We start from the raw sequence: 12094 nt of genomic DNA on the forward strand, positions 1-12094 counted from the left end.
TGGACGAAACCGAGTTCCCGAGGGGGAAAGTGTGGCTGACCTAGAGGTGGGCGTACTGGCGATCGGCGCCGGCCCGGCGAACCTGGCCCTGGCCGCCGCGATCGAGGAGAGCGGCTCCACCGAACTGGCCGACAGCACCCTGCTGTTGGAGCAGGCACCGGACATCAAGTGGCAGCGCGACCTGCTGATGCCCTGGGCCCGCAGCCAGGTCTCCTTCCTGAAGGACCTGGTGACGCTGCGCGACCCGCGCAGCCGCTTCTCGTTCCTCAACTTCCTGCACCAGCACGACCGTCTGGACCAGTTCATCAACCTGGGAACCTTCCACCCGCACCGCTGGGAGTTCTCCGACTACCTCCAGTGGGTCGCCCACTCGCTGGAGAAGGTGCGGATCCGCTACGACGCCAAGGTCGTCGCCACCGAACCCCGGCACGACGCCGACGGCCGCCTGACCGGCTGGCAGGTCACCCTCGCCGACGGCGACACCATCCGCTGCCGCGACCTGGTGGTCGGCGCCGGCCGCGACATGCACATCCCGCCGGTCTTCGCCGACCTGCCCGCCGAGAAGGTCATCCACAGCGCCCGCTTCCGCGGCCGGATCAACGCCGTCGACAAGGACGCCCCGCTGCGCACCGTGGTGATCGGCGGCGCGCAGAGCGCCGCCGAGATGTTCATGGCGCTGTACGAGAACCTGCCGAACTCCACCGTCACCATGCTGGTCCGCTCGATCGGCCTGCAGAACTACCAGACCAGCAAGTTCGTCAACGAGCTGTTCTACCCGTCCTTCGTCGACGAGTTCTTCGACGCCCCCGCCGAGACCCGCGCCCAGCTGCTCGACGAGATGCGGTTCACCAACTACGCCGCGCTCGCCCCGCCGTTCCTCGACGAGCTCTACATGGTGCTCTACCGGGAGAAGATGATCGGCACCGGCCGGGCCGAGGTCCGCCCGATGACCGAGGTCACCGCCGCCCGCGAGGAGGACGGCGAGGTCGTCCTCGACCTGCGCGACCGGCGCACCGGCAAGGTCACCGAGCAGCGCTGCGACCTGGTCCTGCTCGGCACCGGCTACGACAGCCGGATGCCGACGCTGGTGCGGGAGCTGACCGAGAAGGCCGGCCTGGGGGAGATCACCGTCAGCCGCGACTACCGGGTCGACCTGGGCGCCGGCACCGAGGCCGCGCTCTACCTGCAGGGCGTCAACGAGGCCACCCACGGCATCGCCGACTCGCTGATCAGCGTGCTCGCCCACCGCGCCCGCGACATCACCGGCGACCTGCTCGCCCGCCGAGGCCTCGCCCCGGCCGGTGCCCGCTGATGGGCGCGCTACTGGTCGTCGCCCCCGGCCCCACCGCCAACGGTGACCTGCACCTGGGCCACCTGGCCGGCCCGTTCCTGTCCGCCGACGTGTGCGCCCGCTACGCCCGCGCCACCGGCCGCGACACCCTGTTCGGCACCGGCGTGCACTTCACCCAGAACTACATCGTCACCACCGCCCGCCGGCTCGGCGAACGCCCCGAGGACCTGCGGCTGCGCGCCGCCGAACAGGTCGAGGCCACCCTCGCCGCGGCCGGCATCGTCCCCGACGGCTTCGTCCGGTTCGACGAGCGCTACCTCAAGACCGTCCGCACCTTCTTCGAACGGCTGCACGGCGAAGGCCACCTGAGGCTGCGCGAGGTGAGGTTCCCGTACCTGCCGGACACCGGCGAGTACCTCACCGACGCGTACGTCCGCGGCGGCTGCCCGGTCTGCCTGGCCGAGGGCTGCGCCGGGCTGTGCGAGAACTGCGGCCACTGGATCGCCTCCGGCGACCTGCTCGACCCGCGCTCCACCCGGCACCCCGAACTCGCGGTCGAACTGCGGGAGAAGGAGGTCCTGGTCCTGCCGCTGGAGGAGCACCGGGCCGCGCTGGCCAGCTACTTCGCCCGGCTCGCCCCCACCATGCGACCCCGGCTCGCGCAGCTCGTCGAGGAGTTGATGGCCCGGCGGCTGCCCGACTACCCGATCACGCTGCCGATCGACTGGGGCATCCCCGCCCCGTTCGCCGAGACCCCCGGCCAGGTGCTGTACTCCGACACCGAGACCGTCGCCTGGAGCCTGCACACCATCGCGCTGGCCGCCGAGTCCCGCGGCGAGGTCCCCGGCGACGAGGAACGGCACTGGGCCCTGGAGGCCGGACCGGAGATCGCCTACTTCTTCGGCTCCGACGCCAGCTTCGCCTTCGCGCTGGCCGGCACCGCCATGCTGCTCGCCCTCGGCGGACTCGCCCTGCCCGCGCACTTCGTCACCAACGAGTTCTACGAACTCGACAGCGACAAGTTCTCCACCAGCCGGGGCCACGTCGTCACCGGACGCCAGCTCACCGCCGAAGTCCCGCGCGACCTGGCCCGCTACTACCTGGCCGCCACCGGACCGGACTTCCAGCGCACCAACTTCACCCGCGCCGCCATGGACCGGGTCTGCGGGCAGCGCCTGGTCGAACCCTGGAACCGGGTCGCCGCCAAGGCCGAGGCCCACCTCGACCGGGGCCCGCTCCCGGTCAGCGCCCGCTCCCGGCACGCCGCCGCCCTGCTCGCCGAACGCTTCGCGGCCGCCCTGCGCCCGCGCCGCTTCAGCCTCAGCGCCGCCGCCTTCACCCTCACCGAACAGCTCGGCCGGCTCGACCGCTGGGAGGTCACCGACGCCGACGCCGGCGACTTCTGGCACGAACTCGACCTGTTCCTGCGCTGCGCCGCCCCGCTGCTCGTCGACCTCGCCGCCGAGGGCCTGCCCGACGCCGCGATCCCCGCCGAGCACACCGCCACCACCGTCCAGCCCCGCCCGCTGCCCAGGCTGGCGACCCGGGTCCGCGGCGGCGGGCGGTGAGCAGGAGCCCCACGGACAGCGCCGCCGCGCACGTGGTGGTGGTCGGCGCGGGCATCACCGGCCTGCTCACCGCCATCGCGTGCGCCCGGGCCGGCCACCGGGTCACCGTGCTGGAACGCGGCCCGCTGCCCAACCCCGACGCCACCTCGCACGACCAGCACCGCGCCATCCGCACCCTGCTGCCCGGCGACCCCGAGGGCACCGACCGCCGGCTCGCCGCGCACCGCCACTGGGAGGAACTGGAGACCCTGCTCGGCACCCCGCTCTACCGCCGGGTCGGCGTCCTCACCGCGCACCCCGCCGACCGCCTCGACGACCTGCTCGCCGAGGCCGGCGAGGCCGGCGTCCCGGTCGACCTGCCGGACGGCCGCGACCTGCCGCCGCTGGGCCTGCCGCCCGGCACCGTCGGGGTCCGCGAACGCACCGGCGGCGTACTGCTCGCCGACCGGGTGCTGCGGGCCGCCGTCCGCTGGCTCACCGCCCGGCCCGGCGTCGCGCTGCGCCCGCACAGCACCGTCCGCTCGGTGTTCACCGGCTCCGGCCGGATCGTGCTGGACGGCGGCGAGGTGCTCCGCGGCGACCTCGCGCTGCTGGCCGGCGGCCCCTGGACGCGGCGGCTCGCCGCCGCCCCCGTCACGCTGTACCGGCAGACCATGCTCTACCTCGGCCGCCCCGCCGGCGGCGGCGACCGCTGGGACGGCGCGCCCACCGCGGGCGGTCTCGGCCGCGAGGGCCGCGGCTGGGTGCTGCCGCCCGGCGCCGGCACCCTGCTCAAACTCAGCTCCGACACGGTGTGCCGCCCCGTCGCGGACACCGACAGCACCGGCGAGGACCAGCGGCCCCACCTGGAGCGGCTGGCCGCCGAGGGGATCCTGCCCGACCTGGAGCGCTACCCCGTGGCCGGCGTCCGGGTCTGCCACTACACCGCGGACACCGCCACCGGCGGCCCGCTGCTGGCCCCGGTCACCCCGGGCCTGTGGACCCGCGCCGCCTGCGGCGGCAGCGGGTTCTCCACCGCTCCGCTGGTCGCGGAACGCATCACCGAAGCAGTGAAGGAGGCGGCATGACCGACGACGACGGACCCCCGATCGGCGTCCTCGACACGCTCAAGGCCACCCCGGCCACCGTCCGGTACCTGCTCGGCGGCGTACTGGTCAACCAGCTGGGCGCGTTCGTCCAGACCTTCCTGGTGCTCTACCTGACCCACGAGAACATGTCGGACGGCACCGCGGGCCTGGCGCTCGGCGCGTACAGCCTGGGCACCGCCGTCGGCACCGTGCTCGGCGGCGAGGCCACCCACCGGCTCGGCGCCCGCACCACCATCGTGGTCGCGATGGCCGGCTCCGCGCCGCTGGTCGCCGCGCTGCCGCTGCTGGCCCGGCCCGGGCTGCTGGTGCCGCTGCTGCTCGCCGTCGCGGGCGCCGGACTCTTCGCCCAGTCCTACCGGCCCGCCGCGTCGGTGCTGCTCAGCGACCTGATGCCGGACCGCTACCACGTGATGGCGTTCTCGATGATGCGGATCGCCCTCAACGTCGGCGCCGCGCTCGCCCCGCTGATCGCCGCCGTGGTGATCCTGGTCGACTGGGACCTGCTGTTCTGGATCGACGGCGCCACCACCCTGGTCTACGCCGCCCTCGCCTACCGGCTGCTGCCCCGGCACGCGGTGCCCGAACCGGCCGCCGTCACCGCCACCGAGCGCCGGGCCACCGGCCGGGCCGTGTACGCGGCGATGCTGCGCGACCGGGCCTACCTGGCCTACCTGGTGGCGATCACCCTCGGCACGGTCACCTACGTGCAGTCCTCGGTCTCGCTGCCGCTGGAGATCGTCCACGACGGCTACCCGACCTGGCTGTACAGCGCGGTGCTGGCCACCTCCTCGGTGGTGCTGATCACCTGCGAGCTGAAGATCACCGCGTACATCACCCGGATCCCCACCTACCTGGCGGTCGGCGTCGGCCACGGGCTGAACGCGCTCGGGCTGGCGCTGTACGGGCTGGCGGCGCACGCCGGGGTGTTCGTGATCCTCGGCATGCTGGTCTACGTCTCCGGGCTGATGACCGCCGCGCCCAGCATGTTCGCCCACCCGGCGACCTTCCCGACCGCGCTGAAGGCCCGCTACCTGGCCGCGATGCACGCCGTCACCGGCCTGGCCGGCGCGGTCGCCCCGCTGTTCGGCGTCTACCTGTGGCAGCGCTTCGGCCAGGGCTTCTGGGCACTGGCCGGCCTGACGGCCGCGCTGGCCGGCGCGTTCGCGGTGTACGGCATCAAGCGCGACGCGGACCGGCGGGCCGCCGAGGCCGCCGGGGACGCCGGGGCCGACCTGGCCGAACCGGTCGGAGGCACCGCATGAGCGCCCGCCCCGTCCTGGTGGTCGGCTACGTCGCCTTCGCGGTGGCCGCGCTGGCCGCCTTCCAGGACACCGACTCGGTGGTCTACGTCGAGGAGCCGGACGTCGCCCGCAAGCGGCACCTCGACGAGGCGATCGGACGGATCGACTACGCCCGCGAGTTGATCGAGTGGGAGTACCACCTGCCGGGCCGGGCGGACGCCTTCTTCGCCGCCCACCCCGGGCTCGACCCGGTCGCGGTGATCCCCGCCGTCGAGTACGCGGTGCCGTTCGCGGCCCGGCTCGCCGAACGCTACGGACTGCCGGGCGCCGGCCTGGGCGCGGCCCAACTGCTGCGTGACAAACACCAGTTGCGGGTGGTCGCGGCCGCCGCCGGGATCGCCAACCCGGCCTCCGAGCCGGTCGCGAGCGCCGCCGGACTGGCCGACTTCCTGGCCCGGCACCCCGGCCCGGCGGTGCTCAAGCCCGCCAACCGGCAGGCCTCGGTCGGCACCCTGGTGGTCGGCTCCGCCGAGGAGGCCGAGGCCGCCTGGGCGTTCGGCCAGGCCCAGGACGAGGGCGTGTTCGTCCCCGACCGGCCGATCACGCCCGTCATGCTGGCCGAACAGTACGTCTCCGGGCCGGAGTTCAGCGTCGAGATGCTGGTCGCCGACGGCCGCCCGGTGTTCGCCAACACCACCGGCAAGCTGCTCTACCCCGGCCGGTACCCGATCGAGTCCGGACACACCGTCCCGGCCGACCTGCCGGTCGAGACGCACGAGTTGCTGGCGGGCGAGACCGAACGGCTGGCCGCCGCCGTCGGCTTCGGCACCGGCGTGCTGCACTGCGAGTGGATCCTCGCCGACGGCGTCCCGGTCCTGGTCGAGTGCGCCGGACGGCTGCCCGGCGACTCCATCACCGACCTGATCGAGGCCGCCTACCCCGTCGACCTCACCCGCGCCTACTACGCCCTGATGCGCGGGGAACGGCCGGGACCGCTGCCCGCCAAGGCCGAACGCGCCACCGCCGCCGCCTTCCTGGCCCCCGACCGGCCCGGCACCGTCACCGCCGTGCACGGCCTGGACGCCGCCGGCGCCGCCGAGGGCGTGCAGCTCGCCGTCGTCGGCATCGCCCCCGGCCACCGCACCGCCGGGCTGCGCAGCTCCTGGGACCGGGTCGGCATCGTCACCACCCTCGCCGACACCCCCGCCGAGGCCCGCCGGCTCGCCGACGCCGCCGCCGCGCTGGTCCGGTTCGACATCGACTCCCGAGCAGAGGAGGAAGCATGACCGAGCAACCCGGCGCTGGAGCCGGACCCGGCACGCTGCTGGTGATCGGCAGCGGACTGAAGGAGTACCGCGAGTACCTGGTCGGCCCGATGAGCCGCCGGGCCCGCGCCGCCGGACTGGAACTGCTGCTGGTCAACAACCTGCGGCCGACCTGGCAGCGCGAGTACTTCGACGAGATCGTGGTCGCCGACGTCTTCGACACCGCCACCATGAACGCCACCGTCCGGGAGATCGCCGCCCGCCGGAACGTCGTCGGCCTGCTCTGCTGGGACGAGCCGCTGGTGCTCGACGCCGGCCTGCTGGCCGCCGAACTCGGCGTCCCCGGCCTGTCCGAGCGCGGCGTGCGCGGCGTCCGCGACAAGGAGCGCACCCGCACCGTGCTCACCGCGGCCGGCCTGCGCCAGCCCGGCTTCGCGCTCACCACCGACCTCGCCGAGGCCCGCGCGGCCGCCGCCCGGATCGGCTACCCCGTGGTGCTCAAGCCGCGCGCCATGGGCGCCAGCATCGGCGTGGTCTTCGCCGCCGACGAGCACGAGCTCGACGCGGCCTTCGACACCGCGCTGTCCGCCAGCCGGGTCGACCCCGGCCCCTACCGGGCCAGCGTGATCGTCGAGGAGTACGCCGGCGGCCCCGAGATCAGCGTCGACGGCGCCGTCCACAAGGGCGAGTACCTGCCGCTGTTCCTGGCCCGCAAGTACAGCAGCGACGAGCCGTACTTCGAGGAGGTCGGCCACATCGTCGACGCCGCCGACCCACTGCTCGCCGACCCCGCCCTGCTCGCCCACCTCGCCGACGCGCACCGGGCGCTCGGCGTCGAGGACGGCATCACCCACACCGAGCTGCGGCTCACCCCGCGCGGCCCGCTGATCGTCGAGGTCAACGGCCGGCTCGGCGGCGACCTGATCCCGCTGCTCGGGCGGATCGCCACCGGCCTGGAGCCCGGCGAGGTGCTGTTCGACGTCGCCACCGGCCGCCGCCCGGAGATCGCCCCGACCCGCACCGCGGTCGCCGGGATCAGCTTCGGCTGCCCCGAACAGGACTGCCGCCTGGACGAGTTGGTCCTCCCCGCGCCCGGCGACGCACCCGGCCTGCTGCACGCCGCCCCGATGGCCCCGCCCGGCACCGTGCTGCGGCTGCCCCCCGGCGGCTACCTGGCCCGGCACTCCTTCGTGGTCTGCGAGGCCGACAGCGTCACCGCCTGCGAACAGCGCCTGGCCGCCGCCGCCGCGCTGGTCCGCACCGTCACCTCCGAGGTCGGCCCCGCCGACCCGGACGCCCCCTTCGCCATGCCCGCCGGACTCCTGGATGTGGACCGATGACCGAGACCCCGAACGACACCCCGACCGCCGCCGGCACCCCGGACGACGCCCCGCTCGACGGCCCCCCGCTGGACGCCGCCGAGATCCTGCGCCGCGCCCGCGAGCTGGCACCCGTCCTGCGCAAGCGGGCCGCCGAGGTCGAGGCCAACCGCACGCTGCCCGCCGACGTCGCCGAACTGCTGCGCGGCACCGGCGTGTTCCGGATCGGCCACGGCCCCGCGACCGGCGGTCCGGGCCTGACCTCGCTGGAGCAGCTGGAGGTGATCGAGGCCCTCTCCTACGGCGACGCCTCGGCCGGCTGGTGCGCCGGGATCGGCGCGATGGGCGGCGCGATCACCAACTTCCTCACCCCGGAGGCGACCCGGGCGCTCTACACCAGCCCGGACCTGATCACCGCGGGCTCGCTGGTCCCGGCCGGCCGGGCCGAGCGGGTCCCCGGCGGCTACCTGCTCAGCGGCCACTGGCCGTTCGGCTCCGGCGTCCGGCACGCCGACCTGCTGACCTCCGGCGCGTTCGTCTACCAGGACGGCGAGCCCTGGGCCGCCCCCGACAGCCCGCACGACCACGACTCGATGCAGTTCGTCGTCCGGGCCTCCGCCGCCGAACCGGTCGACAACTGGGACACCACCGGCCTGTGCGGCACCGGCAGCAGCGACTACGTCCTCACCGACGTGTTCGTCCCCGAGGGGCACACCTTCTCCTTCTTCGAGCCGCGGGTCGCCCCCAACCCGATGGCCTGGTCCGACTCCTTCATGCGCGCCCTGCCCGGCGTCCCGCTCGGCATCACCCGGGCCGCGCTCGACCACGCCCGCGAGGTGGCGAGCACCCGCTACGACCGGATGGCCGGCCGCAGCTGGTCCGACAGCTGGCGGGTGCAGACCGAACTGGCGCGCTGTGAAGCAGAGTTCAACGCCGCCCGGGAGGGCGTGTACGGCGCGACCCGCCGCCAGTGGGAGGTGCTGTCGGCCGGCGGCACGCTGGACGACCTCAGCCTGACCGAGCGCGGCGCCGTCCCGCTCTCCGGCCTGCACGCCGTCCACGTCGCCCGCTCGGTGGTCAACCGGCTCTACGACCTGCTGCAGACCTGGTCGATCAACCACGACTCGCCGATGGACCGCTGGCTGCGCGACACCGCCGTGCTGAGCCAGGGCCAGATCGGCCACGACGTCGTCCTGGAGTCGGTCGGCGCCTACCTGCTCGGCCGGCCCCCGAAGGTCCGGATCGGCCTCGGCCTCCACTGACCACCGCCAACCACCCGACGCAGAAGGAGAACCGACCAGCATGACGAACGAGATCCTGCGCCGAGCCCGGGAGTTGGCGCCCGTCCTGCGGGAGAAGGCCCCGGAGATCGAGGCCAACCGCACGCTGCCCGCCGACGTCCTCGAACTGCTGCGCGCCACCGGCGTGTTCGGCATGTGCTACGGCCCCGAGTGGGGCGGCCCCGGCCTGACCTCGATGGAGCAGACCGAGGTGGTGGAGGCCCTGGCGTACGGCGACGCCTCCGCCGCCTGGTGCGCCGTGATCGGCGCCAACACCGGCATCTACGCCAACTTCCTGGACCAGACCGTCGCCAAGGAGGTCTTCCCGCGGCTCGACCTGGTGGTGGCCGGCCTGCTCCAGCCCTCCGGCCGGGCCGAGCGCGTCCCCGGCGGCTTCCGGCTCAGCGGCCGCTGGTCGTTCGGCTCCGGGATCAAGCACGCCGACTGGGTGACCTCCGGAGCGTTCATCTACGAGGACGGCGAGCCCTGGGCCGCCCCCGGCAGCAAGCACCGGCACGACTCCCGGCAGTTCCTGGTGCGCCGCGAACAGGTCGAGGTGATCGACAACTGGAACACCACCGGCCTGCGCGGCAGCGGCAGTTGCGACTACACGATGGACGGGGTGTTCGTCCCCGAGGAGCACACCTACACCTTCGCCACCCCGCAGGGCCGCCCCAGCCCGCTCACCCAGCCGGACTCCTTCACCCGGGCGATGTGCGGCGTCCCGCTCGGCGTGGCCCGCGCCGTGCTCGACCACGTCCGCGAGGTGGCGAGCACCCGCTACGACCGGATGGCCGGCCAGAGCTGGTCCGAGAGCTGGCGGGTGCAGACCGAGATCTCCCGGCTGGAGGGCCAGTTCAACGCCACCCGGGAGGGCGTCTACGGCGCGATGCGCCGCCAGTGGGAGGTGCTGGCGGCCGGCGGCACCCTGGACGACCTCAGCCCGACCGAGCGCGCCGCCGCCCCGCTGTCCTGGCTGCACGCCTTCCGCAGCTCCCGGGAGATCGTCTCCCGCTGCTACGACCTGCTGCAGACCTGGTCGATCTACCGCAGCGCGCCGATGGACCGCTGGCTGCGCGACACCGCCGTGCTCGCCCAGCACCTGGTCGCCCAGGACCGCATCCTGCAGTCCGCCGGCGCCTACCTGCTGGGCTCCGAGCCCGAGTTCGGCATCAGCCTCGGCCTGGTCTGACCCCACGAACCCCGAAACCCCAAGGGAGGCAACCCCGATGAGCAGACTCGTCCTGCTGGTCAACCCGAACAAGGTGCATCCACCGATCGCCCCGTACGCCCTCGACGTGCTCACCACCGCACTGGAGGACGAAGGCTTCGAGGTCGAGGTGCTCGACCTGACCTTCCGCCGCGACGACTGGAAGACCTGCCTGCACGAGTACTTCGCCGAGCGCTCCCCGATGCTGGTCGGGGTGACCGTCCGCAACACCGACACCGTGTACGCCTTCGAGCAGCGCCCGTTCGTCGGCGAGCACCGGGAGATCATCACCGAGATCCGCCGGCTCACCGACGCGCCGGTGGTCGGCGGCGGGATCGGCTTCTCCACCATGCCGTTCGCGCTGGTCGAGTACTTCGGCATCGAGTACGGCGTGAAGGGCCCCGGCGAGAAGATCCTCTGCGAGCTGGCCACCGCGATCGCCGAGGGCCGCGACACCTCGGGCATCCCCGGCCTGATCCGCAACACCGAACGCGGCGCCGTCCGGGTCCCGCCCGCGGTGCTGACCGTCCGCCACGGCAAGGCCCAACCCGCCGAGCCCACCGGCCAGTTCGAGCCCCGGGTGTGGCAGGTCGACCAGCTCTCGGTGTACCGGCGGCGCTCCGGCGTGCCGCGCCGGGTGGACAACCTGGAGTACTACCGGCGCGGCGGCCTCGGCTCCATCCTGACCAAGAACGGCTGCGCCTACCGCTGCTCGCACTGCGTCGAGCCGGACGCCAAGGGCACCCGCTACGGGCAGCGCGAACTCGCCTCGGTGGTCGACGAGATGGAGTCGCTGGCGGCCCAGGGCATCCTGGACCAGCACACCACCGACAGCGAGTTCAACCTCTCCATCGCGCACGCCAAGAACCTGCTGCGCGAGATCGTCCGCCGCCGGCACGCCGACCCGGACAACCCGCTGAACCGGCTGCGGCTCTGGGTCTACTGCCAACCCAGCCCGTTCGACGAGGAGTTCGCCGACCTGCTGGCCGAGGCCGGCTGCCGCGGCGTCAACGTCGGCAGCGACCACATCCGCCCCGAACTGCTCAGCGGCTGGAAGGTCACCGAGAAGGGCGGCACCTACTACACCTTCGAGGACACCGAGCGGCTGGTCCGGCTCTGCCACGAACGCGGCATCCTCACCATGGTCGAGGCGCTGTTCGGCATGCCGGGGGAGACCCCCGAGACGGTCCGCGCCTGCGTGGACGCCTTCATGGCGCTGGACGCCACCGTCACCGGCTTCTCGCTCGGCCTGCGGCTGTTCCCGTACACCCCGATGGGCATCGACATCGCCGAGCGCTGCGCGGGCGTGCGCACCGTCCCCGGCCTGCAGTCCAACACCGCCGACGGCCCGATCGTGCTCAAGCCGCTGCGGATGTGCGCCTCCCCGGCCGAGTACGAGCGGCAGTTCATGTTCGACGAGCACGGCAACTTCCGGCTGGTCTGCTACTTCTCGCCCGACCTGCTGCCCGACCCGGCCCGGGCCGCCGACCCCGACGAGCGCTGGCACGGCGCGGTCACCGACCTGTGGGCGCTGATCGACCCGGCCGACCACCACCGCGTCATGCTGCCCACCGTCGAGGGCATGAGCGAGCACGACAACAACTACGCCGACAACCCGTTCCTCACCAGCCTCGGCGGCCTCGGCTACACCGGCGCCTTCTGGTCGCACTGGCGCGGCCGCGAGGAGATCATGCGCAAGGCCCGGGAGGCGGCCGCCCAATCCTCACATCTGCCAACTCCTGCATGACATTGTCCACTTGAGGCGGGCATTTGATCAGATCATGATGAGGTCACGGAATAGTCACTACAGCTGATCACTCCGTAGCCGCGCC

General features: G+C 73.4%; 9 protein-coding genes. All 9 read left to right on the plus strand.

The annotated features are described in order from the left end of the window. Positions 1-31 precede the first annotated feature (31 nt). Genes ACZ3J7_RS03790 through tsrT form a run of 9 tightly spaced genes read left to right on the plus strand, consistent with a single transcriptional unit; the run spans position 32 to position 12009 of the window. Complete coding sequence (locus ACZ3J7_RS03790; RefSeq protein ID WP_465616465.1) at positions 32-1312, plus strand: lysine N(6)-hydroxylase/L-ornithine N(5)-oxygenase family protein; 1281 nt, start codon at positions 32-34, stop codon at positions 1310-1312. After that, the gene (locus ACZ3J7_RS03795) at positions 1312-2859 is read left to right on the plus strand and encodes a class I tRNA ligase family protein (protein ID WP_465616467.1); all 1548 of its coding nucleotides are present in this window, start codon (positions 1312-1314) and stop codon (positions 2857-2859) included. Before ACZ3J7_RS03790 ends, ACZ3J7_RS03795 begins: the two co-directional genes overlap by 1 nt. Beyond that, positions 2856-3926: an NAD(P)/FAD-dependent oxidoreductase gene (locus ACZ3J7_RS03800; protein ID WP_465616469.1), complete on the plus strand. Its 1071-nt coding sequence runs from the start codon at positions 2856-2858 to the stop codon at positions 3924-3926. The genes ACZ3J7_RS03795 and ACZ3J7_RS03800 overlap by 4 nt, the downstream gene beginning before the upstream one ends. Further along, positions 3923-5209, plus strand: coding sequence for an MFS transporter (locus ACZ3J7_RS03805; RefSeq protein WP_465616471.1), 1287 nt, complete (start codon positions 3923-3925; stop codon positions 5207-5209). The genes ACZ3J7_RS03800 and ACZ3J7_RS03805 overlap by 4 nt, the downstream gene beginning before the upstream one ends. Further along, positions 5206-6474: an ATP-grasp domain-containing protein gene (locus ACZ3J7_RS03810; protein WP_465616473.1), complete on the plus strand. Its 1269-nt coding sequence runs from the start codon at positions 5206-5208 to the stop codon at positions 6472-6474. Before ACZ3J7_RS03805 ends, ACZ3J7_RS03810 begins: the two co-directional genes overlap by 4 nt. Beyond that, the gene (locus tag ACZ3J7_RS03815; protein WP_465616475.1) at positions 6471-7793 is read left to right on the plus strand and encodes an ATP-grasp domain-containing protein; all 1323 of its coding nucleotides are present in this window, start codon (positions 6471-6473) and stop codon (positions 7791-7793) included. Before ACZ3J7_RS03810 ends, ACZ3J7_RS03815 begins: the two co-directional genes overlap by 4 nt. Further along, entirely contained in the window at positions 7790-9034 is a 1245-nt protein-coding gene (locus ACZ3J7_RS03820; protein ID WP_465616477.1) for an acyl-CoA dehydrogenase family protein, read from the plus strand. The genes ACZ3J7_RS03815 and ACZ3J7_RS03820 overlap by 4 nt, the downstream gene beginning before the upstream one ends. Positions 9035-9074: 40 nt before the next feature. Continuing rightward, a complete protein-coding gene (locus tag ACZ3J7_RS03825) occupies positions 9075-10244 on the plus strand; it encodes an acyl-CoA dehydrogenase family protein (RefSeq protein WP_465616479.1) in 1170 nt (389 codons plus the stop codon). A gap of 37 nt (positions 10245-10281) precedes the next feature. Then, complete coding sequence (tsrT, locus tag ACZ3J7_RS03830; protein ID WP_465616481.1) at positions 10282-12009, plus strand: tryptophan 2-C-methyltransferase; 1728 nt, start codon at positions 10282-10284, stop codon at positions 12007-12009. The last annotated feature ends 85 nt before the right edge of the window (positions 12010-12094 follow it).

This window comes from Kitasatospora sp. NPDC015121 (genome assembly GCF_055562955.1).